At 46.5% G+C, this 23,045-nt stretch carries 20 protein-coding genes; 8 read left to right on the forward strand and 12 right to left on the reverse strand.

Going from position 1 to position 23,045, the window contains the following annotated elements:
- Positions 1-429 precede the first annotated feature (429 nt).
- The 4 genes from V6668_RS02090 to V6668_RS02105 form a co-directional block, all read right to left on the reverse strand.
- The gene (locus V6668_RS02090; protein ID WP_017691038.1) at positions 430-1,080 is read right to left on the reverse strand and encodes an amino acid ABC transporter permease; all 651 of its coding nucleotides are present in this window, start codon (positions 1,078-1,080) and stop codon (positions 430-432) included.
- 111 nt (positions 1,081-1,191) lie between these two features.
- Positions 1,192-1,914, reverse strand: coding sequence for an amino acid ABC transporter permease (locus tag V6668_RS02095; RefSeq protein WP_036616642.1), 723 nt, complete (start codon positions 1,912-1,914; stop codon positions 1,192-1,194).
- 101 nt (positions 1,915-2,015) lie between these two features.
- On the reverse strand, positions 2,016-2,846 hold the full coding sequence (locus V6668_RS02100; protein WP_036673119.1) for a transporter substrate-binding domain-containing protein: 831 nt from the start codon (positions 2,844-2,846) through the stop codon (positions 2,016-2,018).
- Between the two features lie 40 nt (positions 2,847-2,886).
- Positions 2,887-3,615: an amino acid ABC transporter ATP-binding protein gene (locus V6668_RS02105; RefSeq protein ID WP_051449904.1), complete on the reverse strand. Its 729-nt coding sequence runs from the start codon at positions 3,613-3,615 to the stop codon at positions 2,887-2,889.
- Between the two features lie 480 nt (positions 3,616-4,095).
- Between V6668_RS02105 and V6668_RS02110 the strand changes: the two genes are divergently transcribed.
- Entirely contained in the window at positions 4,096-5,709 is a 1,614-nt protein-coding gene (locus V6668_RS02110) for a glycoside hydrolase family 28 protein (protein WP_083669883.1), read from the forward strand.
- A gap of 152 nt (positions 5,710-5,861) precedes the next feature.
- Here the strand turns inward: V6668_RS02110 and V6668_RS02115 are convergent, their stop codons facing one another.
- Complete coding sequence (locus tag V6668_RS02115; RefSeq protein WP_036616653.1) at positions 5,862-6,713, reverse strand: AraC family transcriptional regulator; 852 nt, start codon at positions 6,711-6,713, stop codon at positions 5,862-5,864.
- Positions 6,714-6,970: 257 nt separating this feature from the next.
- Between V6668_RS02115 and V6668_RS02120 the strand changes: the two genes are divergently transcribed.
- The gene (locus tag V6668_RS02120; protein WP_017691032.1) at positions 6,971-7,432 is read left to right on the forward strand and encodes a cupin domain-containing protein; all 462 of its coding nucleotides are present in this window, start codon (positions 6,971-6,973) and stop codon (positions 7,430-7,432) included.
- 150 nt (positions 7,433-7,582) lie between these two features.
- Here the strand turns inward: V6668_RS02120 and V6668_RS02125 are convergent, their stop codons facing one another.
- The 3 genes from V6668_RS02125 to V6668_RS02135 all read right to left on the reverse strand — a co-directional run bounded on the left by V6668_RS02125 (position 7,583) and on the right by V6668_RS02135 (position 10,051).
- The gene (locus V6668_RS02125; RefSeq protein WP_076319556.1) at positions 7,583-8,434 is read right to left on the reverse strand and encodes a DUF4179 domain-containing protein; all 852 of its coding nucleotides are present in this window, start codon (positions 8,432-8,434) and stop codon (positions 7,583-7,585) included.
- Entirely contained in the window at positions 8,431-8,949 is a 519-nt protein-coding gene (locus V6668_RS02130) for a sigma-70 family RNA polymerase sigma factor (protein ID WP_076319555.1), read from the reverse strand. Before V6668_RS02130 ends, V6668_RS02125 begins: the two co-directional genes overlap by 4 nt.
- Before the next feature lie 274 nt (positions 8,950-9,223).
- Positions 9,224-10,051 (reverse strand): aldo/keto reductase, encoded by an 828-nt coding sequence (locus V6668_RS02135; protein WP_076319554.1) that lies wholly within the window; start codon positions 10,049-10,051, stop codon positions 9,224-9,226.
- 333 nt (positions 10,052-10,384) lie between these two features.
- Between V6668_RS02135 and V6668_RS02140 the strand changes: the two genes are divergently transcribed.
- The gene (locus V6668_RS02140) at positions 10,385-11,641 is read left to right on the forward strand and encodes a DUF445 domain-containing protein (protein ID WP_076319553.1); all 1,257 of its coding nucleotides are present in this window, start codon (positions 10,385-10,387) and stop codon (positions 11,639-11,641) included.
- A gap of 85 nt (positions 11,642-11,726) precedes the next feature.
- Here the strand turns inward: V6668_RS02140 and V6668_RS02145 are convergent, their stop codons facing one another.
- Genes V6668_RS02145 through V6668_RS02160 form a run of 4 tightly spaced genes read right to left on the reverse strand, consistent with a single transcriptional unit; the run spans position 11,727 to position 14,523 of the window.
- Positions 11,727-12,080, reverse strand: a complete 354-nt coding sequence (locus tag V6668_RS02145; protein WP_036616662.1) for a YxeA family protein — start codon at positions 12,078-12,080, stop codon at positions 11,727-11,729.
- Positions 12,081-12,109: 29 nt separating this feature from the next.
- Positions 12,110-12,841, reverse strand: coding sequence for an ABC transporter permease (locus V6668_RS02150; RefSeq protein ID WP_338707602.1), 732 nt, complete (start codon positions 12,839-12,841; stop codon positions 12,110-12,112).
- A gap of 12 nt (positions 12,842-12,853) precedes the next feature.
- On the reverse strand, positions 12,854-13,603 hold the full coding sequence (locus V6668_RS02155) for an ABC transporter permease (RefSeq protein ID WP_282319592.1): 750 nt from the start codon (positions 13,601-13,603) through the stop codon (positions 12,854-12,856).
- Positions 13,603-14,523 carry an ABC transporter ATP-binding protein gene (locus V6668_RS02160; RefSeq protein ID WP_370511453.1) on the reverse strand — a complete coding sequence of 307 codons (921 nt, stop codon included), beginning with the start codon at positions 14,521-14,523 and terminating at the stop codon, positions 13,603-13,605. The genes V6668_RS02155 and V6668_RS02160 overlap by 1 nt, the downstream gene beginning before the upstream one ends.
- Positions 14,524-14,676: 153 nt before the next feature.
- On the opposite strand from V6668_RS02160, the gene V6668_RS02165 reads away from it, so the two are divergent.
- From V6668_RS02165 to V6668_RS02185, 5 genes are all read left to right on the forward strand, one after another.
- Positions 14,677-15,390 carry a response regulator transcription factor gene (locus V6668_RS02165; RefSeq protein WP_036616668.1) on the forward strand — a complete coding sequence of 238 codons (714 nt, stop codon included), beginning with the start codon at positions 14,677-14,679 and terminating at the stop codon, positions 15,388-15,390.
- Complete coding sequence (locus V6668_RS02170) at positions 15,390-16,772, forward strand: HAMP domain-containing sensor histidine kinase (RefSeq protein WP_338707603.1); 1,383 nt, start codon at positions 15,390-15,392, stop codon at positions 16,770-16,772. The genes V6668_RS02165 and V6668_RS02170 overlap by 1 nt, the downstream gene beginning before the upstream one ends.
- A gap of 276 nt (positions 16,773-17,048) precedes the next feature.
- Complete coding sequence (locus tag V6668_RS02175; protein WP_036616672.1) at positions 17,049-17,231, forward strand: type A2 lanthipeptide; 183 nt, start codon at positions 17,049-17,051, stop codon at positions 17,229-17,231.
- A gap of 104 nt (positions 17,232-17,335) precedes the next feature.
- Complete coding sequence (locus tag V6668_RS02180) at positions 17,336-20,746, forward strand: type 2 lanthipeptide synthetase LanM family protein (protein WP_338707606.1); 3,411 nt, start codon at positions 17,336-17,338, stop codon at positions 20,744-20,746.
- Entirely contained in the window at positions 20,739-22,955 is a 2,217-nt protein-coding gene (locus V6668_RS02185) for a peptidase domain-containing ABC transporter (RefSeq protein WP_338707608.1), read from the forward strand. The genes V6668_RS02180 and V6668_RS02185 overlap by 8 nt, the downstream gene beginning before the upstream one ends.
- The last annotated feature ends 90 nt before the right edge of the window (positions 22,956-23,045 follow it).

The following is a 23,045-nucleotide window of genomic DNA, read 5'->3' on the forward strand; positions in this document are numbered from 1 at the left end:
ACGAACCTGAGACGTCTAATTCCGGGCTATAAGCTGAAATGAAAAATGTAACGAATCTCAGTGAAGCTATTTTACTCCAAACGCTTAAATAGGGGGTAAAAGCGGGATGAATCGAAAGAATAGAGCGTCTACGATTCGTTAGATTAGAAACTATCCCCAAAATAGCTAAATAAGCTTCCCTCAGTTCGTTAGAAATTGGTGGGAAGCTCGTGAATTGATGAGCATAATTGTAGCCCCAAAGACTCCAAATCCACTGCATAGCATAGGTGAATTTAGAGTTTTTGGGGCGTTCTCATTCTTTTCATCTATTAGGTTCTTTCCTTCAAGTTCATTTCTTCATATCTGATCAATCATGGGGTCTTGGTTCCTTGATGTTCCTAGTTGTTCCTTCATTTTTCGTATCCTTTCATGCCTTATTCTCTCCGATTATCAATTCATCCGTGCCTCAAGTCGCCTTGCGACAATGGACAGCGCGTAGTTGATGACAAAATACAATACGGCTGCGAGCAGCAGGGCCGGGATAATGTAATCGAAACTTTGACCGCCAAGGATCTGCACGTTGTGCATCAGCTCCGGCAGAGAGATGATGATCGCCAGTGAAGTATCCTTCAGGAGTGAGATGAATTGGCTTACCATCGGCGGGGACATGCGGCGTAGCGCCTGTGGCATGATGATGCCACCGAGAGTCTGCATGTAACTCAAGCCCGAGGAGCGGGCAGCTTCCACCTGACCGCGCTCAACAGACTTCAGACCGCTACGGACGATCTCGGCGATCATCGCGCCTTCAAACAGACTCAGTCCAACAACTGTGGACCAGAAGACGGACATTTTAATCCCGAGCTGTGGAAGCACCATGTGGATGAAGAAAATGATGAGCAGCAGCGGCAGATTTCGGATCGTGTCCACGATCACTGCCACGATCTGTGACAGAACAGGGATACGGGTAAACCGGATCGTACCCAGCACAGTGCCGAGCACAAAGCTGAATATAATGGATAGCCCTGCTACCTGCAGGGTAATCAGGAATCCTTGAAGCAGGAAACGAAGGTTGGGCCACGCATAGGCCCCGCTAAAGTCCATATTTTATTAGCCTCCTTCTGTATGCAGGAATGAAATATCGAAGATCAATAGATGGGGCATGGACAAGCCGATATATTTCCCTAAAAATCTGCGCAGGTACAAGTCAATCTATTACATGGTAACCTGACCTGCCGGTTTGTTTTTCTTCGGTTTGCCTTTGGTACTGCGCGCTTCTGCATCACTCTGTCCAAACCTGCGCTCCATATAATGCACCAGGAAGCTGAGTGGTAGCGTCAGCACCAGATAGAACAGCGCAACAATGGTGTACACACTTAGCGGCTGGAACGTATCCGAGTTAACCAGGTCGGCAAAATACATAAGATCCATACCGGCGACAACGGCAAGAATAGATGAGTTTTTGACCAGGTTGATAAACTGGTTGCCGATGGACGGCAGTACAATCTTGATGGCCTGGGGCAGAATGATCAGGTTCATGGCCTGTACATAGGACAAACCTGAAGACCTTGCTGCTTCCAGTTGTCCACGCGGCACGGTCTGAATGCCCGCTCGGATTGCTTCGGCAATGAAAGCGGCGGTGTAGATGGTCAAACCCAGAGTACCGGAGACAAATCCATCCAGCGAGATGCCTAGTGCAGGCAGTCCAAGATAGAAGAAAAACACAACCAGTAACAATGGGATGTTTCGGATAAATTCCACAAAAGCCGTGCCGATCCAGTTCAGCGGTTTCACAGGGGATATCCGAAAGATAGCCAGGATCGCGCCAAGGATAAAGCTGCCAATGAGAGCCATAATGCTCACTTGAATCGTATTCAGGAATCCTTCCAGAAAACGATCCGAGTGTCGCATTAGTACGCTGAAATCCAATGTGCCCATATAGGCGAAGCCTCCGTTCTCCAGATGTAGAAACGGCGATTACGTCTGCTCATGCTTCGCATCCAGCAGACGAATTCGCCGCTTACCTATCTTAATTCGGGTTACTCGGGCTTCGCGCCCAGCCATTTCTCATGTAAAGTGTCATATTCCCCACTGTCTTTCATGCTTTTGAGCAGCGCGTTGACTTCCTCCACGAAGGCAGTGTCACCTTTGCGAATGGCCATACCATAAGGTTCGCTTGTGAAATTGCCACCAACCAATTGGAAGCTGTTATCCGTCTGTTGCATACCGATGAGGATGATGTTATCTGTGGTCAGCGCTTCGCCTTTACCTGCTTTGAGAGCAGTGAATGCATCCTGATAGTTATCGAATTCAAGCACCTCAGCATCCGGGGCTTTCTCGCGAATATTCTGAGCGGATGTGGAGCCTTTCACCGCGAGTACTTTTACCCCGCTGAGGCTTTCCAGGCCGGTAATCGCACTGTCGTTTTTCACCAGCAGGGATTGGCCTGCCTCGAAATAAACATCACTGAAATCTACTTGTTCCTTACGCTCATCCGTAATTGTCATCGTGGCGATGATGATGTCGATGTCTCCATTTTGCAGCATGGGAATACGCGTCTTGGAAGTGACCTCTTTCAGTTCGACCTTGGTCTCATCTCCAAGGATCTGTTTGGCGAGTGCTTTGGCGATATCAATATCGAATCCTTCAACGTTGCCACTTGCAGGATCTTTCAAGCCAAACAGCTTCGTATCGTATTTCACACCGGCGATGAGCTTGCCACGTTCCTTAATCCGCTCAATCGTGCCTTTCGCCTCGGCGTCACCACCACCGCTCGCTGAAGGTGTATCTGTACCTGTACTACAACCTGACAATACAAGGGAGAGAATGAGGACAAGCATAAATGATGGCCATTTCAATAATTTCTTCATGAATAAAAGACCCCTTTCAAAATGGAATAGTGGATTATTCTCAATGATGAATCAGACGGCTCAGGAATTGCTGTGCTCGTTCTTCTCTGGGGTTGTCAAAAAATTCTGCAGCGTTGGCCTCTTCAACAATTCGGCCTTCGTCCATGAAGATGACCCGGTCCGCAACTTCGCGGGCGAATCCCATCTCATGGGTAACGACGACCATGGTCATGCCATTATGGGCAAGGGAACGCATAACATCGAGGACTTCCCCGATCATCTCGGGATCAAGAGCAGAGGTAGGTTCGTCAAAAAGCATGATTTTGGGCTCCATGGCAAGTCCTCTGGCGATGGCTACCCGTTGTTGCTGTCCACCGGACAACTGGGAGGGATAACTGTCTGCTTTGTCGGCAATGCCCACCCGGGTCAGATACTTCATTGCTGTTGCGGCTGCCTGTTCTTTGGGTTGTTTGCGCACCTTCATGGGTGCAAGGGTAATGTTATCGATGACTTTTTTGTGAGGATAAAGATTGAAGTGTTGAAATACCATGCCGATGTCACGGCGGAAGAGGTTAATGTCCACCTTTTTCTGATGTAGAGGAATCCCACTGACGACAAGTTCACCTTCGGTAATGGTCTCCAGGCGGTTAATACAGCGGAGTAACGTGCTTTTGCCGGAGCCGGAAGGTCCGATAATGACGACAACCTCTCCTTCTTCAATGTGAAGATGGATATCCTTGAGGACATGAAAATGACCGAAATGTTTCTGGACACCCCTAAATTCAATCAAGAGTACACCCCATCCTTTCTGCAACGTCTGTGTGTAAAAGGAATAATAAGGAATAAATTGAAACTAGTTATTTAATCATACATAGTCATCCTGCTTATGGCAATTGGTTTGTGATAAAACATGACATAAGTAATGGGTTCCCTAGGGCTATAGCCAGAAAATATGTTATATATCTGTCATGTTATTAAACTCCTTGTGACGAATCCTGACAGAAAAATGAATCTATTCTCCTAGTTGCTTTCCAACCTTTGGAATAGTTGTATAGAGTATACTGAAAGTGATGTTTGATTTATGACTCTGATTAACAAAACAAATAGCATCAAGTTCCACGTGTACATGGCAAAAAAGCTCAACCCTACACGTCATGCCATTGATATGATGGAGCGAGAGAGCGTCCGTTTGAACGTAAGTAAGGAAAGTAAAAGCGATGTATTGATCCCATAACAATTCCATTACATGTAGAGAGGATGATTCTGCACGATGAATACATATCACTCCCCAATGTCGACAGGAGCAAGTGCCCAGTCCGATGTTCGAGCTTATGAAGCTAATTTGCCCGTCATTCCTGCTCAGGATTTTCAGCTTACAGACTATGGAGCTGTTGGAGACGGCGTAACAGATAATACGGAGATGTTCCGACTTGCCATCGCTTCATGTGCTGAAGCAGGAGGTGGGAGAATCGTAATTCCTGCCGGGGTATGGCTCACAGGCCCGATTGTAATGCGTAGCCGGATCGAACTACATGTGGAAGCAGGGGCACTGGTTACATTTAGCCGAGATTTTGATCAATACCCATTAATTGCATCAAGCTTCGAAGGATGGCAGGTGGTCCGTTGCCAATCCCCGATCGATGGTGATCAACTGGAGGATATTGCGATTACTGGTGAGGGGATATGGGATGGGGGCGGGGAGGCATGGCGTCCGGTGAAACGCTCCAAAATGACCACTTCACAATGGAACCAATTGGTCGCTTCCGGTGGTGTTGTAGAGCAATCCGGCGGAGATGAAGAAATCTGGTGGCCTACCACAGCTGCACTTGAAGGCGGCACCATCGCGAATCGATTGCATCAGGAGCAGGTGCGTGATGTCGCTGCCTATGAAGAAGTCAGAGACTTTTTACGTCCCAACATGGTCAGTTTACGGAGATGCAAACGGGTACTGCTGGACGGTCCAACGTTTCAGAACTCGCCTGCATGGAATCTGCACCCCTGGGCATCTGAGCATGTCACCATTCGTAACGTGAGAGTGCGGAATCCGTGGTTTTCTCAGAATGGAGATGGGCTGGACGTTGAATCCTGCTGTCATGTGGTAGTGGAGAATAGTGTATTCGATGTCGGTGATGATGCGATCTGTCTGAAATCAGGCAAGGATGCCGAAGGCCGTGAACTGGGTCTTCCATCGGAGTTCATCACCATTCGGGATTGCACGGTGTATCACGGTCATGGCGGGTTTGTAATTGGCAGTGAAATGTCCGGTGGTGTGCGGCATGTGCGTGTGTCGGATTGTACGTTTATCGGAACGGACATTGGACTTCGCTTCAAAAGCGCACGTGGGCGCGGCGGAGTGGTTGAGGACATTCAGATTGAGCGCATATATATGAAAGATATCATTATGGAAGCGATCTCGTTTTCCTTTTTCTATGCAAATCAGGAAGGGTCTGCCCGGGGCAGTGATCTATCTCAGGAGATTAGCGAAGAGACGCCAGTGTTCCGAGATATTCGAATATCGGATGTGGTCTGTGCCGGTGCCGACACTGCGTTGCTTGTGAGTGGATTGCCGGAACAGCCTTTGGATGGGGTGATCATCCAGCGTTACAACGTGCAAGCTCGCAGTGGTATCCAATGTGCTCATGCAAAACATCTGCATATCGCTGAATTGAAGGCGCAGATCACTGAAGGTCCGCTGGTTCATTTGCACCAGTGCAAAGGGGCAGAATTAGAGAGCATTCAGGGCAAAGGTGCAGATGGCCGACTTCTGATGGTGACCGGACACGAGTCCGCAGGCATTGTATGTCGTGAAGGCGATGCTGACACAGACGGTCGTCAGATATCTGTGGGTCCCGAGGTGCGAAGTGGCGTGATCATTCGTAGATAAAAAGTATGTAATAGGGTTTATACAAGTTGGTCCAATTCAGCCGTAGTGGCGTAGCCATAGATCCAGTAATCGTGATGCCTTTTGATATAAGGGGTACGTAATCTCTGGAGCAAGGCTACCCACTCAGCTTTTATATGAAGTTATCTGAAGATCTACCGGTGTTCCTTACGATAGCGTAGCGGTGTTGTACCGGTAACCTGTTTGAATGTTTTGTTAAAATGAGCCGTATGTTCAAATCCTACCTTCTCAGCGATCATCTGGACACGCTCTTGTGTGGACAGTAATCTTCGTTGTGCTTCCCGGACACGAACAACACGCAAATATTCGCTAAATCGAAACCCGGTAAACCGGCTGAACATTCGGCTCAGATAGGATGGACTGATATAAAAACGATTGGCTGCACCCTCCAGTGTAAGTGGTTCGGTATAGTTTTTATTCACATAAGTGACAATTTCACTGATTTTGTCCTGCATTGGATGCAAGGGACCGGGGCATGACTGCCGGATGTCCTCCTCTACCCGATGAATACGGATCAAAAGTTGGGCAAGCAGACTTCTTACGGCGATCTCATAGTGAGGGCGTCGCTCTTTGCATTCTTGCAGCATCTGCCACAATATACGCTCCATCTCGGGCTGTTCCGCTTCAGGCAGGCGAAGGAGTCTTGAACAATTAAAAGGCAGCAGACCACATATGCCAAGTTCCATCCCCGTTGCAAAAGCAGGAGAAAAACCGATTAATATCCGTTCGAAGCCGGGAATACTTCCTTTGGAGGTGGTATGTACATCGTGTGGATTAATCAGAATGAAATCACCCTTGCGGGCGGACAGAATCTGACCATTCATGGAATACACTCGTTCACCTTCAAGTAAGTAATACAGTTCGTAGAATGGATGAGCGTGAGGTTGTGGCATACCATTCCCATCATGTCTGCGCATATGTTCAATGGTAAATGAATGTTCACCGATTCGGTATTTGGGTCCAATCCGGTCCTCTATGAGACTCATGGTACAGCTCCCCTCTGCTTCACGGATTAACAACGATATAAATATCATAACGGAACATCCATCTTTTTGTAAACGCTATCATTGGAAATGAAATATTTCTTTAATCCTATCGTTAAATACCGAGAGAATGAATTCGGCATGGCACTTATGTGCTGTCAAGGTGACAAAACTTGAATGATGTTTTAGAGTAGGGGGAGAGAGGCGAAACTCTGGTTAAGGAGTGTCTTCAATATGATTTGGAAGGAAGGAAACAGGTTATGACGACACATGAATTATCGCCATTGGTTGCTGCGCTCAATATGCAACCTCACGTTGAAGGCGGTTGGTATAAGGAAGAATGGAAGGCGTCTTATCAGATTCCACAGTCCGTTCTGCCGGATACATACTCCGGTCCACGATTCTCGGCAAGTTCCACGTATTTCCTGCTGCACGCACATGAAATCTCCGAGTGGCATACGGTTCTGTCCGATGAACTTTGGCTGTGGCACAGCGGCAGTCCAGTTGAACTGAAGCTGGGTGGCAATGGGGAGAACCCGGAGAACGAGGAAGTTCTTGTTCTGGGGATGGATATTGCTGCGGGGCAATCACCACAGGTGCTCGTTCCTGCCGGCGTATGGCAGACAGCGCGTCCGCTGGGTGATGAGCCTGTACTGGTAACTTGCGTAGTAGCGCCAGGTTTCCACTTTGATGATTTCAAGCTGGTATCCAAAAGCGAATAGGTTTTAATATGTGAAAATCCCGATCCGAGATGCTCAGGGCATCCGAATCGGGATTTTTTTGGATCGAGCGTATTAAATATGCTGAGGTCTATGTCCAGTTCAGGGATGTAGGATTCCTTTTAGATCAGCATCACTTTTGGCAATAACTAATCACTTCGGATTCTCGTTACTCATCCAGCTGTCCACATAAAACTCCTCATGATAATCCGGTTGCTGAGCTAGTTCTTTGAGCTTCTGTTCAGCTTCTTCAGCGGTAAGATATTCTCCAATAACTGCTGTAAACTCACCAGTGGACGTTTTGAGGAAAGAGATGTCCTCATCCGGATATGATTCTTTAATTATACCCATCGATTCTCCAAAAGGCATTGATTCTGTGCGGAGAGAGTATACCTTCCGAGGTGTGACCGGTTTGCCGTCGGAAGTCAATTTCACTTCCAGGTATCCAGGGTTCTTGAATTCCGTTACGGCATACTGTACCCCTTCTTTTAAAACAACTACGAATCCGACGGAAGAGTCGTCTAAAATCATGGAACCATAAACATCTTTCACTAAAGGCTGGGTCATGAAGTCGGCTTTGACTTTCTCTATATCCATGTAACGTGCACCGCTAAAAGTGAAGAGGATACGATTCGGTGCTTCTTTGTGTACCACATTATAATGGGGTGCATCATTAGTCTGAGCATGCTCGTCGGTGCTAAAATTGATTTTTAGCGTATTTTCGGTTGCTTCCGATCCCACAGTTACTCCATCTGTAACTTTGCCTCCATCGCCAAATTGCAACACCTGAACAATAGAGCCGACCACAGGTATTTTGGACATGGCGTTTGCTACGGAAGGGATGTTGACTATGAACAGAAAAGCGGCACACGCTGCCAGAATGGAAGCGTAGCGAATGATACGGGAGGAGCTTTTGCGAGCGGCAGCCTTTTGCTGGGCTTGACGAATAACATCAGTAAGTTGAGCTGGAATTTCAATGTTTTCGTAACGTTCTTTACCTGTCATAGATCTCCAACCTCTCCTTCAATTAAATCCATTTTTAATTTGTTGATAATCCGATAGAATTTTGACTTAACGGTATTCTCCGACAGGGAGAGCACTTCAGCGATCTCCCGGAAACGCATATTACCAAAGAACTTTAATATAATATAGGCTCTATCTTCGGGCACGAGTCGATCCAGTGCGTCATATAGATCCATTTTTTCTTCCAGCGACGCCCCTCGCTCTGGAGCCACAAACTCCTGCACATGATCCTCCATATAGGTCACTCGCTGGTTACGTCGAATATGATCTATCGCTGTGTTAATCACAATTCGTGACATCCAGGAATCAAAATAAGTCATGGACTCTATCTTTCCATAAGCGATGTACCCTTTATAGACCGCTTCGGATACGATATCCAGCGCTTCTTGTTCATTTTTAACATAGCAGTATGCCAGTCGATATAATTTATTTTGAATCTCTGTTATTTTTTCGCTGAACTGTTCTTCTTTTGTCTTTTTATGGTTCAGTCTAATCACTCCTGATCCCCCCTGATCAACCTAAATATTCAAGTCACCGCTCGTTCCAGGCCTGGATTCTATATAAGTGCTTGAGTTCGCTTGACACTCGTTAGACTGGTGAGGAGAAGAAATAGTTCTAAACGGTCAAAAAAACTTTTTTCTTTCGGTCCTGAACAGGATAACGAGCCTCGCCTCCATTCTTAACAACGAATAGATTGCCTATAACATCACATACCAAAACACCCGCTCTTCTAAGATCGAAGGCGGGTGTAATCGAATTAATCTGCTTATATTAGAAGTTAAAGTTGTCTGGATCAGAACCAAATCGTTTATTCTCGTTCAGACTGTTAATCTGCTCTACTTCTTCCGAAGTTAACTCAAAATCATAGAGATCAGCATTCGCGTGAATACGCTCAGGCGTAACGGATTTTGGTATCGTCACGATGCCGTTCTGCAGATCCCAGCGCAGAATTACTTGTGCGGGGGACTTGCTGTATTTGGCTGCGATATCCTTCAGCAACGGATGATCCATCAGATGACCATGTCCGAGCGGAGACCAGGCTTCGATCTGAATCTGATGTTTGTTGCAGTACTCACGAAGCTCTGACTGAATCAATAGTGGGTGAAGCTCCACCTGATTAACTGCTGGTTTGATCGTGGCATCGATCATCAAGTCTTCCAGATGGTGAATCTGGAAGTTGCTCACACCGATCGCCCGGATGCGTCCTTCTTTATGAAGTTTCTCCAGCGCTCGCCATGTATCTTTGTACTTGCCCTTAACCGGCCAGTGGATAAGATAGAGATCCAGGTACTCCAGTTCGAGTCGTTCCATGCTTGCCTCGAAGGCTGCCAGCGTGGATTCATATCCCTGATCACTATTCCATACTTTAGTGGTAATGAACAGATCCTCACGAGCTACTCCAGATTCACGAATACCCTGAGCGACACCTGTTTCGTTGTTATACGCTTTGGCTGTGTCGATGCTGCGATAACCAGCTTGAATGGCTGTTTTGACAGCATGAACGACTTCGTCTCCGTCTTTAACTTTGAATACCCCAAAACCCAGCCATGGCATTTTGACTCCGTTATAGAGTGTGGTTGTGTCCTGCACGTGTTTCATGGTCCGAAATTCCTCCTCTTATTGATTCATTGTTCCACTATGTAATTACCCTGCTGTTCAGTAGCCAATCGATATCGAAGGGCCGTCTTGATTGATTATACTAAAATCTGTCTGGTCTTGGTAAAGGGAGTGATCCATTTTACGAAGTAAACGCCGCTATTATCCTTTTTCTTCAACCAGAGGTTTGGTTTTGACGCTTGTGGGTGATAAGATGAAGTATACGAAATATGGAAGCCAAGACTTTGTAATTGGAGAGTTTACATAAGAACAGACGAAGTACGGAATCGGGTATAGACCAGACCGTACGATTAACGATAAAGGAGCAAGAATACAATGGCTAAACCTAAACAAACCAAAAAAGCAGCTGCCTGGTCTCTCGTGGTCATGGGAGCAGGATTTGCTGCATCCTTGCCGTTCCAGGGCGTTCCTGTGGGCAAGTTGCTGGTAGGATCATTTGAAGCGGGACTCGTGGGTGGACTTGCGGACTGGTTCGCCGTTACCGCATTATTCCGTCACCCGCTCGGCATTCCAATTCCACACACGGCATTGCTGCCGAAAAATCGCGATAAAATGACGGAAGGTCTGGTCTCCGCAGTAGAGAATAACTTGCTCAACAAAGACAGCATTACCGAGAAAATTGCAGATTTCAAAGCAGCAGAGACGGTGCTCGATACGTTGACCCGTGAGCTTCACAGTGACGGGATCAAGACGATGATTGATACACTCTGCAAACGAATTCTGGCTGGTCTGCCGTTAGAGCAGATTGCTCCGCTCGTGGCACGTGAGATCAAGTCACAGGCGGGCGCATTTGATCTGGGTCCGATTCTGGAACGGGCTGCCCACCAGATGACAGAGCGCGGTTACGACGCCAAAGCGCTGGACTACGGACTGAAGCAAGCCGAGGAGTGGCTGGTTAAACCCGAGACGATCATGTTTTTGGGTGAAAGCGGCATGAAAGCCATCAGCGGCATTCAGATGAACGGATTGATGCAGTTTGCGATGAATGCATTCCTTGGTTATATGAACGAGGAGCGTCTGGGTGGCATTTTACAAGGATATCTCTTCGATCGGGTAGAGGATATGAAACGTGAAGGCAGCACTCTAAGGTACAAGGTGCTTGATATGGTACGTACCCAGACGGTGCGTTTGGCAATGAGCGAGGCTATGCAAGATGGAATCAACAGTTGGAAGAACAATATGTTGGAGGGCTGGAACGCAGAGCAAACGGTGCTGAACAAACTCACCGACCTGAGAGACAAGGCGCTCGCCGCGATGGAAGATGGACAGTATGTAGATACGTATGCACTGCCTGCCATTGAGCGGGTACTGGTTGATCTGCGGGCAGATGACGAGTTGATGACAGGCATGAATGCCAAGATCGTAAATGGCGTCACAACACTGCTGGAGAAAAATCATTCCAAAATCGGTAAACTCGTACGCGAAAATGTGGACAAAATGGACAATGCCACTTTGGTTTCGATGATTGAGGATAAGGTTGGACAGGATCTGCAATGGATTCGGATCAACGGAGCCGTTACCGGATTTGTTATCGGGATTGCGCTGACTGCGCTGCAGATGGCATTGGCATAACCTAAAAGAGCCACCCTTGAAGTAATGGGGCAAGGCTCTTTTTGTTATGCAAATATCAATGGAGATATAGATACGCATCTTTTTTCTATTTAGAGGTTAACTGCTTGGCTTGCCCCGGCAGATCGTCCGCTGTGACCTCTTCCCAGTGTGTAACACCACGCAGCGTGGATACATATAGTTTCAGATAGGCCCCATTTTTGAGTAGCTTACTGGTGGAGAAGCTAAGTGTTTTGGATTTTCCTTCGTCTGTATAGCCGATCAGTTCATAAGCATATCTGCCATTGTCATCCTTGTTGACTGTAGTCTGATTCACAGTGGTATAGTAGGTTGTTTTGCCGGCAGGGTTATCGGGAGTCAATTTAGCAGGGTCCATGAAGAAGAGCCACAGGCAAGTCAGAATAACGAGTACCAATGCGAGAATAGTGAATGCTTTTTTCATGTTCTTGTCCTCCTTTGATCTCGGTAAATTTAGGACGATGCGATGTCTTTATATTTCAGGCGGCGGATCGACCAGGTAGCAAACAGAAGGATAAAGAGACTGTTCATGAAAAGAAAGACGATATTCTCCGAGGATGTCAGTCCCTTTTGACTCAGAACGCCCATGCCTATAGTTAACAAGGAGTAGGGGAATAACATGCCGATTTTCAGCACATACATGCCTAGTCCTAGAAAGACTGCACAAAGGCTGATGCCAATTGGCGTCGCAAAGCTTCTTATCCGGATCGACAACCCTAGTTGCAGTGCAGCAATAGAGATAGAGGCAAACCATCCTCGTAGGCTCCATACGACGGTCTCCATCGGGAACGGACCGGGAATGACGAACAGTTTGCCTGCTGCCCAGTACATGAGCATGAAGAAGGCTTGAGCCGAGAAGATCAATATGCCAACAATGACCAACTTGGCAACAAATAGGCTGGTGACTGACACTGGAGAAGCCAGAATCATATTCCAGTTGCGATTGCTGTGTTCCAGGCGGCATACAAAGGCACAACAGATAGCGATCAGGATGGGCAGGAAGAATTCTCCGTAAAACAAACTGACCTGTGTCCACAGGCTGTACCACCCGTTTTGTAAAGCCGCTTGATTGAAATAAAAGTTAAAGCATCCGATAAGCAGACTGAAAATAGGCAGAATGGCCAGTACCAGGCTGATCCGGGAATGCCGAAGTTTAAGCCATTCTGCGGAAATGCTCCTCAGCATGTGTTCCCCTCCTCAAATCTCTTGTCTTGAAGCATGAATATTCCCTGCAAAATAGAAGATGGCAGCCATCAACAAGGCGGCTAAGAAAAGACCGACAGGCAGCATACCCGATACATAGGTACCCGAAGATGCGCTGTAAATATAAGTGACTGGATTCAGATCCATGTAGTAAGACCAGATGAAAAGGTGACGTACACCTGCTGGAAACAACCCCGATGTTGTTCCGATGAATCCGCCCAGCATACCCAGACATAACGCAAAAGCCTGATTGCGTACTGTAAGAGACAACCATTGCTGAAGAGCGGTGATGGCGAGTGTAGTTAGCATTGTGCCTATAGCGAACTGCACAAGCAGGGAAAGTGGCAGCGGACCGGAAATATTTTTGGATAAACCGAAACCGACAATGAACACAGCTTGCGCAAGGATACCATAAAGGATCAGGCTGTTCGCACATATGTATTTGGCTGTGTAGACATGATTACGTCCGGTGTTGGTCGTCATTAGCATCTTCCAGGTGTTCCCCTTATGCTCCATATCACAGATGCGGGATACAACGATAGCCGATATAATGGGCAGAAACAGACCGTTCATGGAAGCGATGCTGAAGATCAAGGCTTCCCAGCTCGCATTGGCTGCACTTCGGGAGATGGAGATACTCATGGACATGGAGGCCCAGATCATCTCAGCGGCCAGAAAAAGAGATAGCATGACCCAGATCTTTTTGCGGCGGATTTTAAAATACTCTAGGGATAGAGCTTTCATTACAGGCTCCGCTCCTTTCCGGTCAGATCCAGGAATATACCTTCCAGACTTTTCTTGTATTCCTCGATACGAATCACAGGAATATCGTGTTGTACCAGCACTTTATTCATCTGCGAGACTTCTTCGTCACGAAGGTAGTCGAACACCAGTTGTTTGCCCTGGACTGTAGGCATGTAGCCTTGAGTCAAAAGGATTTTTTCCGCCCTTGCCGTATCCGTCGTCTGAAAACGTATGGTAGCCTTGTTATTGGCCTGAAGACTCTGCATGCTTCCCTGAAACAGAAGTTTGCCATCACTGATAATGCCGACTGAGGTAGCAATCTGTTCGATCTCTGATAACAGGTGGCTGGATAGCAGGACTGTTATGCCGTATTGGCCTGGAAGGGACTTGATCAATTCCCTGATCTCACCGATCCCGGACGGATCAAGTCCGTTCGTAGGTTCATCCAGAATAAGCAGGCTTGGGAAGGCAAGCAGGGCCATGGCAATACCGAGTCTTTGCTTCATCCCCAGCGAATACTGATCGGCCTGTTTATGTTTTTGATTTTCAAGTCGAACAATTTTGAGAGCTTCATCAATATTTTTGTTCGGTACGTTCCGTAGTCGCTGCATGACTTTCATATTCTCAAGTCCAGTCAAGTGGCCGTAATAAGATGGAGATTCGATCAGTGAACCTGTCTGATTCAGAATGGAAGGGCGATGTTTATTCAGATCTTTGCCAAACACCTTTACAGTGCCTTCGGTAGGTTTGATCAAACCCAACAGCATTTTTAATGTGGTTGTTTTGCCTGCTCCGTTCGGACCCAGGAAGCCAAAAATCTGTCCCGTCTCAACTGCCAGATTGACCTGATGTACGCGGTTAGTACCGCCATAAGATTTAGACAGGTTATGCGTTTCCACGATGGGGGAACTGTTTATCATTGATCTCAACTCCATTTCACTAATGTCTCTGTTGCTCTAAATATAGATCAGGCTTCTTGCTCGTAGCTGAAGATAACCTTACAATTACCTTAAATGGAAATGGAAAATATCGGATGAATGCCTTTATGATGTATAATAAAAAGGGTGATATCAATGGAATTATTGAAGAATAAGAAAATATTGATCGTAGATGATGAGCCCGAAATACGGGAAATGATTGAACGTTTTTTACGGAAAGAAGGTTTTTTCCGGATCTATACGGCTGGTAACTTCGTGAATGCTTTGGCGGTATGCAGACTTGAAAAGCCGGATGCTGCTATTCTGGATGTGATGCTTCCGGATGGAGATGGGTTCTCTCTGCTCTCTTCGATCCGGTCATTCTCGGACATGCCTGTTCTGTTCCTGTCTGCACGTGGTGAAGATGAGGATCGACTGCTCGGTCTGGGGCTTGGAGCAGATGATTATATGGTCAAGCCCTTTCTGCCAAGAGAGTTGATTCTCCGGCTTATGGCTATTCTGAAGCGGGTATATGCTTCCAACACAGTGGAGAGATTGCCTGTATTTCGTTTGGGTGGACAAACCATTGATCTGGAGAGCGCTGTTGTACAGAGGACAGACAGGGAGCTTCCATTGACAGCTAAGGAGCATGCCATACTGATCAAGTTGTATGAGAATCAGGGCCGAATTGTAACCAGTGATGCCCTGTGTCAAGCCGTCTGGGGAGACGAGAGTTATGGGTATGAGAATACCCTGATGGTGCATGTTCGGCGAATCCGGGAGAAGATTGAGGAAGATCCATCCAAACCGATATTTCTGCTGACGGTAAGGGGACTTGGTTATAAATTGATGGTTCAGGAGTCTAGGTAATGGATGGCGTTGTTCGAATTTTAAGAAGGTTCGTCGGATCAACCATTCTGGTATCTGTGGTGCTATTACTATTCAATCTGATTCTGCTAGGTTCGCTGATCTTCAAGGAAATTCATGAAGGGCCTTCCCCTGGTGCGGTTGTGAAGCAGATGGCTAGTGGCCTGAGCAAGGGAGAGCAGGGGGAATATGCGCTGGACAGCGATGGAATGCAATTGCTGGATACATATCAGGCTTGGGCTATGCTGCTTAATCCCCAGGGCAAGGTACAGTGGAGCGAACAGCTTCCGGCTGAAATCCCGCGCTCTTATAACGTGACGGATGTTGCGAAGTTCTCCCGATATTATCTTATGGAATACCCAGTGTATGTGTGGGAGCGTAAAGACGGATTATTGGTCGTAGGCTACCCCAAGAACACGTACGGAAAATACCAGTTCGACTTTTTGGCAGAGTGGCTTAAGTCATTACCTGTTCGGATCATCCTATTATTGGTGTGTAATGTGGCTCTTGCTCTTCTGGTCTCCGTATTAATTGGAACACGGGTAATCCGTAGTATTCGACCGTTGATCAATGGCATTCATGCGCTGGCAAAGGAAGAGCCTGTTCATGTCGAGACCAAGGGTATATTTAATGATCTGTCTCAAAGCATCAATTCAACATCTCGCATGCTTCAGGATAAGGATGATGCTCTTAAAGCGAGAGATGAAGCGCGATCCAACTGGATCGCAGGCATTTCTCACGATATACGGACGCCATTGTCCATGATTCTGGGTTACGCGAGCGAGTTGGAAGAGCAAGTGGATTTGCCAGCTGAGCAAAAACAGCAGGCATCCATTATTCGTCGCCAGGGTGAACGTCTGCGGTCACTGGTCAGTGATCTGAATTTGGTGTCCATGCTGGAGTATGAGATGCAGCCCCTGCAGTTGAAGTCGATTCGACTCTCTGTTCTGGCAAGACAGGTCGTGTCAGATTTTTTGAACAATGGCCTGGATGAACGTTATCCGATCTCGCTTCATGTTCAGGACGAAAGTCTTCAGGTTATGGGGGATGAGCGATTACTATATCGTGCAGTAACGAACCTGATACATAACAGTATCAGGCATAACCCGGATGGATGTGCAATTGTGCTGGAAACGAGCCGTTCAGCGGAGGATTTATGTTGTGAGTTTGTGGTATCTGATGATGGGATAGGAATTCCAAAAGAGTATCTGGACGATGTGGTGGTACTCCCTTATGCCGCAGGACGTGTACGGCCTTCCCGCCAGGGACATGGCTTGGGGCTTCCAATGGTATCAAGGATTGCAAAGGCTCATCGGGGAAGGCTTATTCTCACGAGTGACAGTGGGGAAGGGTTTAGAGCTGTATTGCAGTTGCCTGCTACTTAGAAAAACACCTGCCTTGGACAGGTGTTTAAAACTTTATACATGTAACAACGAACTATCGCAATTTTGTCATCGTCATAGTAAAAGTAATGTTTCTTGTCAAAATGACGCGAAAATCCAAAGAATGGATTTACAAAAAATAGCAAATCGTGCTAGGATGAATATAGGAAATAATTACATAAATTAAATATTTTGGGATTGTAAAGACTTGAATTCAACCTTGGTGTTTAGCTTTTTTTAAGCTATACATATAAAAAAAATTGAATGGAGGTTTTTTCAATGAAACAATTCAATCTCGAAGCATTGGGAGCAATCGAGGACATCAGTGATGATGAGCTGATGGTCATTACAGGTGCGGTATCTGTAATTGATGTTGAAGCAAGCGGCGGTGTATTCTGTACGGTAAGTCATGAATGTCATTATAATTCGGTTTCGCCTTCTTCTTGGCTGACTTGTTGTTAATTTTTACTCTTATCTTCGGGCACATAGCTGATTTCAGTTATGTGCTTGATTTTGTTATATGAGGTTTTGGGCACGAACCATCCAATAGAAGGGGAGATAAAACGATGAACATACAGGAGCGGTTACATGACTCCCGGTGGAGTGATGCACTCTACTTAACGGAGAAATACAAGCAGTTTGTGCAGCGATATGCTGCCCAAGTTCCCAATGATCTCTTATTTAGCGAGGAAATTGCTGTTGATATAAATGAAAAAAATATAACTGCTGACGTTCAGCATGGGGACATGCCTGTGGAGCACACTTCCGAGTCGGAAAGGATGCAGAAATGGATTGAAAAGTTTTTTCAGGACCAGGAGCTATTGTCCAATCGTTTCCGGGCTGAATCCATGAATATGGAGACGGTGCAGGCTATGTTTAACGATACAGGCTTCATGTACGACTTTGTGCAGATGCCTTGGCATCAGGAACTCTGTAGCACATTTCTGGAGAATGAGCATTTGGAGATCGAATATTTTATTGAGGGGAATACGGAAGAAATCCCGTTCTTTGAGTTTTCTAGACCCTTCCTGCAACGATCCATTCAGATCATGACGGACGGCTTGAATGATGGATATGAATGGCTGGACAAACGACGTGTTACTGGGCTTGTTCTGAAGACCGTCTCGGATAAAGTGTTCCACATGTCTGCCAAGACACTAATCTATGAATTAAATAAAGCGAGATTGCAAGATGAACTGAGAGGTGAGGACTCCCGGCAGCGGTATCTGCACTTTGTGAACCAGAACATGCAGTCCAGAGATCAGATTCTCTCCTTACTACTGGAATATCCTGTTCTTGCACGAGGACTTGTCGAGCACACTCTTCGTATCAGTCTGAATATGATGCGTGTTCTGGAGCGGCTGACAAGAGATCGTCGTGAACTGGAATCTTTTTTTGATTTCAAGCTGGATAAGCTGGAGGATATCGTATTTCTCGGGGATTCCCATAACGGTGGAGCTAGTGTATTGCGGTTGGCATTTGCCGAAGGGATCAATGTCATGTACAAACCTAGGAACATGGCCATCGACACCGCTTTTGCCAGTCTGTTGCAATGGTTTAACGATCAGCGAATAGGATTACCCTTCCGTATTGCCAAATCGCTGGATCGCACCGAATATGGCTGGCAGCAATTCATTCCCTATGAGGAAGTCACCAGTCTGGAGGGAGCGGAACGCTTTTTTGAACGGCAGGGGCAGTATCTCGCTATTTTGTATGCCGTTAATGCAACAGACATGCATATGGAGAACATTGTTGCTCAGGGCGAGCATCCCTTCTTCGTCGATCTGGAATCACTGTTGCATAATCAACCTTTCAAATATGAGGAGGAGAAGGCACACTATACAGCGCTGGAGAAGACCCTTTCGATATTGAATAATTCCGTGTTAAAAACGAGCATGTTACCAACGTTGGATTCCAACGCTTTGTATCACAGTGATCTGAGCGGACTTGCAGGGGATGTGGATCAGGTACTCAATACGTATGAGATTCATGATAAAAACACCGATACCATGAGAATCCAACGAAGCAAGGTGAGTGTGAGTCGATTTAGTCATTTGCCTTCATATGAACATACACCCATTAAACCTGAGCGATATATCCAAAGTTTGAAGGAGGGTTTCTATCGCATATACAGTGCTATTATGGAGCAAAAGGAGTCATTTATCTCAACAGTCCGCAATGACTTCCATGGTTGTGCTGTACGTACCATTGTTCGTCCGACCGTTACGTATTTTACGCTCATTGAAGCCAGTTCCCATCCGAAATATCTCAGAGACGGGTTGGATAAGAATCTGTTGTTCGACATGATGTGGATGATTGTGCGGCAGGATCGTGATCGTGAAAAACTGGTGAGATATGAGTGCCATGATCTATTGCATGGCGATGTACCCATGTTCCAGACGTTTATCGGTGAGCAAATGTTGTTCCACCACTACGACAACCAAGCGATTGACGGCGTGTTTTCCTCCGATATTTTAACGCAGACCGCGGATAAAGTGCGGGCGATGAATCCCAAAGACATGGATATGCAATGGGAGTTTACCGAGCGTACAATCCAGACTAAATATGTCCTGGAACGCTCATTCGCCATGGAGAAAAGCACGGAAAGCGTCCGACCGGAAATATTGAATGAACATCAAATACACATGACCAAAGAAGAATATTTGCAAGAAGCCGTGAGGATTGGGGAGTACATAAAAGATATTGCTATTATGGGAGATGAAGGTCTTTCAGTGTCATGGATCAGTATGGGTATGGATGCAGACGAGAAGCTGATCTACAAATCTTCCGAGTTGGGGTTATATAACGGGGTAACCGGTATTGCCTATTTCTATCTGTATCTGAGTCAGGAGACAGGTGACCACAAATATATGCAGATGGTTAATCTGTGCATTCAGACTGCCTGGGAAATGATTCGAAAAAACATCGACAAAAACATCTCATTGTTCACTGGCTACGGGTCGCTTCTCTATCTGCTGGTGCATAAAGCTAACGTATGTTCCGAGCCGGGGATCAACCCGGATACGCTGGAATTACTCGATATCTTGGACGATATGATTGATAGTGATCAGCAATTGGATGTGATCTCAGGTTGTGCGGGCACATTGATGGCATGTGTGGACATGTATACGAGCTTCCAATCGCAAAAAGCGCTGGATGTGGCTGTGCGATGCGCAGACCGATTGCTGGATCTTGCCCAGCCGATGGATCAAGGTATGGCTTGGGTGACGTCAGCGATCAATAAAACGCCACTTAGCGGTATTGCACATGGCAACGCAGGTATCTGTCTGAGTCTGGCTCGTCTATACAGTGCTACAGGCAACAAAGCCTATCTTGAAACTTGTATGGAAGGACTGAAGTATGAGGAAGCCCTCTACAGCCCTGAAGTAAACAATTGGAAAGATCTGCGGTTCACCGATGGCGACATGCCGGAAGAACACTATGTTATGTACTGGTGTAATGGCGCACCCGGTCTAGGGATCGCCCGCGTAGGGATAGCGCAGCAATTGAGGTCATTGGGAGCTATGGATACGATAGAGACAGATATCCGCAGGGCGTTAGCCAAGACGATGGAAGAAGGGTTTACAGAAGTTAGCTATTCGCTCTGCCATGGGGATATGGGCAATCTGGAGCTGTTCCTTCTCGCAGCCGATTACTTGCAGGATGAAGAGTTGAAAGAGTTCTCGGTTCATATGGCAAATTACATTGTGACACAGGTGAGACGTGATAACCATCATTGGAGATGCGGCATTCCGGGTCGTCAGCAAATCCCAGGACTGATGCTAGGGCTTGCCGGAATTGGATATCAATTGCTCCGACTATACAATCGTGACCTGCCTTCAGTACTGATGATGGAAGGACCAAAGGGCAAGGGGATAAGGGATATGGCTCAGACATACGCTATGGAAACGGCGTCCGCTCAGCAGCAGATGACTACTATGGAGCAGTCATCCCATATGGGGCAGCATCATGCCTGAACGGCCTGTATTCAGTCTGCGCCGGAAGAGACAACGCAAAATCCCTGTCAAACTGCAAATGAATCAATATGATTGTGGTCCCAGTTGCTTGCACATGTTACTCGCATATCATGGCTATGAAGCTGATTTCACCGATCTGAGGGAACGTTTTGCAATGCTGGGAAACGGCAGGGATGGTAGCTCCATGCTCAAAATGAAAGAGGTTGCTCAGACCTATCACTTGAAAGGGATAGCCAAAAAAGCGCCTGTTGAATCACTTAACAATGATTTTCTGCCAGTCATTTGTTTCTGGGAGGACAATCATTTTGTCGTGCTTGAGCGGATCAAGACGAGTGGGCACTTCATTATTGTTGATCCGGCTTTGGGAAGGCTGGTTATCAGTACGCAGGAGTTTGCGGAGAAATATTCAGGTGTTTTTTTGCTCGTATATCCGGATGAGGGCTTTGTACCCTTGTCCGAGAAAAAGATTAGTAAAGTGGCGTACTTCAAGGATTTGATTCGCAGTAACAAAAAATATTTTGGTTGGACCGTTCTACTTGCTCTGGGGCTGCAATTGGTTTCGGTGGCCTTTCCGTTCTTGATGCAGGTCTCGATTGATGCGGCCACTAGCGGTGAGGGCTACTCGTTATTTCCTGTCCTGATCACCAGCATTGTGCTGTTAACCCTATTTCAGATCGGTTTCAGTTATATGAAGGATATGTGCATCGTACGGCTTCAGGAATTGCTGGATTCCCAACTGACGACAAACTTTGTCTCTCATATGCTCAAACTGCCTTATCAATATTTTGAAATTCGTTCGCGCGGGGATTTGATGCTGCGGATTAATAGCAATACGACCATTCGAGAGATATTATCCCAGAAGATGATCTCTACGCTAATCAATCTATTTTTAATTGTTGTGACCTTCACGTATATTGTAATCCAGTCCCGTTTGATCGCTTTTACACTGCTTGGTGTTGGACTGGTTCAAATTCTTGTTTTTGTATACACACGTAGCAGATTCAAGAAACTGACACAGACCCAAATTGTTGCCCAAAGTTTGGCTGGATCATTCATGACGGAAGTGTTGGAAGGCATCTCGACCATCAAATCACTTGGGATTGAAGAGCGTACCGGGGAAAAATGGAGAGCACTATTCATGCGTCAGCTCGCAACGGTCAAGGAAAAAGCTATTTTTCAGACAAGAGTAAATACCGTGACGAATACGCTGAGTTTTATGACTCCGATGCTCATTCTGCTGGTGGGACTATATCAGATTATGCAGGGGAATATGACACTTGGTATGCTCGTTTCATTCCAGTCCCTGGCCGCGCTGTTTCTGGGGCCGCTGAACTCGCTTGCTTTGATGCTGAACGAGTTCGTGATGGCGGATGCGCTGCTGGATCGAATCTATGATGTCATTCAAGCCGAGGAAAGTAATAAATTCAAGAAGAAAACACCGACCCTCCGAGATGTAAAGCTGAATGGGGATATTACAATTGATCAGGTCAGTTTCAGGTATACGGACTACGGGGAAGATGTGCTGAAAAATATTAATATTACGATTAAAGCAGGGCAAAGGGTCGCTCTGGTTGGCAAATCAGGCTCAGGAAAGAGTACCTTGGCGAAATTGCTGGTAGGGCTGTATACGCCCACACAGGGTAATATCTATTTTGACGGCGTGGTTGTAGAAGAACTGGAGCAGCAGGATATTCGCAGCCAGATCAGTATCGTGCTTCAGGATAACTTTGTGTTTAACAACACCGTGTATGACAACATCAGGCTACATGCAGAGGGTTCAACGCTGGAGGATGTAATGTTCGCAGCGAAGCTGGCGGATATTCATGACGATATTGAGAAGATGCCAATGAAGTATAACACACTGATCTCTGAAGCGGGTTCGAATCTGTCTGGAGGGCAGAAGCAACGTGTTGCTCTCGCACGAGCATTGGTAAGCAGACCCAAAGTTCTTCTGTTGGATGAGGCAACTAGTGCTTTGGATACTGTTACAGAAGCGACGATTGCCCATAATCTGAATATGTTGAAATGCACCCAGATTATCATTGCTCACAGACTCAGTACCATTCGAAGCGCGGACACCATATATGTACTGGATCAGGGTGTACTCGTGGATGCTGGAACACATGATGAATTGATTGGACGGTGTAAATCCTACAATGATCTCGTGTGTGAACAACTGGACGAAACCGGGGCCAGACAGTATGGATGAGGCTAGTGAGGATGATGTTGACGGAAGACAAAAGGCTTTCTTTTCTACACAATATGTGTTGAAGAGAATGCTTTTTTGTTATATATGGAA

The organism is Paenibacillus amylolyticus, from assembly GCF_036894225.1.
Taxonomy (GTDB): Bacteria; Bacillota; Bacilli; order Paenibacillales; family Paenibacillaceae; genus Paenibacillus; species Paenibacillus amylolyticus.

Bases quoted from the DNA above. Each gene is read 5' to 3' on its own strand.
- V6668_RS02090 (WP_017691038.1), bottom strand. From the start codon at position 1,080: ATGGACTTTAGCGGGGCCTATGCGTGGCCCAACCTTCGTTTCCTGCTT.
- V6668_RS02095 (WP_036616642.1), bottom strand. From the start codon at position 1,914: ATGGGCACATTGGATTTCAGCGTACTAATGCGACACTCGGATCGTTTT.
- V6668_RS02100 (WP_036673119.1), bottom strand. From the start codon at position 2,846: ATGAAGAAATTATTGAAATGGCCATCATTTATGCTTGTCCTCATTCTC.
- V6668_RS02110 (WP_083669883.1), top strand. From the start codon at position 4,096: ATGAATACATATCACTCCCCAATGTCGACAGGAGCAAGTGCCCAGTCC.
- V6668_RS02115 (WP_036616653.1), bottom strand. From the start codon at position 6,713: ATGAGTCTCATAGAGGACCGGATTGGACCCAAATACCGAATCGGTGAA.
- V6668_RS02120 (WP_017691032.1), top strand. From the start codon at position 6,971: ATGACGACACATGAATTATCGCCATTGGTTGCTGCGCTCAATATGCAA.
- V6668_RS02125 (WP_076319556.1), bottom strand. From the start codon at position 8,434: ATGACAGGTAAAGAACGTTACGAAAACATTGAAATTCCAGCTCAACTT.
- V6668_RS02135 (WP_076319554.1), bottom strand. From the start codon at position 10,051: ATGAAACACGTGCAGGACACAACCACACTCTATAACGGAGTCAAAATG.
- V6668_RS02140 (WP_076319553.1), top strand. From the start codon at position 10,385: ATGGCTAAACCTAAACAAACCAAAAAAGCAGCTGCCTGGTCTCTCGTG.
- V6668_RS02145 (WP_036616662.1), bottom strand. From the start codon at position 12,080: ATGAAAAAAGCATTCACTATTCTCGCATTGGTACTCGTTATTCTGACT.
- V6668_RS02150 (WP_338707602.1), bottom strand. From the start codon at position 12,841: ATGCTGAGGAGCATTTCCGCAGAATGGCTTAAACTTCGGCATTCCCGG.
- V6668_RS02155 (WP_282319592.1), bottom strand. From the start codon at position 13,603: ATGAAAGCTCTATCCCTAGAGTATTTTAAAATCCGCCGCAAAAAGATC.
- V6668_RS02160 (WP_370511453.1), bottom strand. From the start codon at position 14,523: ATGATAAACAGTTCCCCCATCGTGGAAACGCATAACCTGTCTAAATCT.
- V6668_RS02165 (WP_036616668.1), top strand. From the start codon at position 14,677: ATGGAATTATTGAAGAATAAGAAAATATTGATCGTAGATGATGAGCCC.
- V6668_RS02170 (WP_338707603.1), top strand. From the start codon at position 15,390: ATGGATGGCGTTGTTCGAATTTTAAGAAGGTTCGTCGGATCAACCATT.
- V6668_RS02175 (WP_036616672.1), top strand. From the start codon at position 17,049: ATGAAACAATTCAATCTCGAAGCATTGGGAGCAATCGAGGACATCAGT.
- V6668_RS02180 (WP_338707606.1), top strand. From the start codon at position 17,336: ATGAACATACAGGAGCGGTTACATGACTCCCGGTGGAGTGATGCACTC.
- V6668_RS02185 (WP_338707608.1), top strand. From the start codon at position 20,739: ATGCCTGAACGGCCTGTATTCAGTCTGCGCCGGAAGAGACAACGCAAA.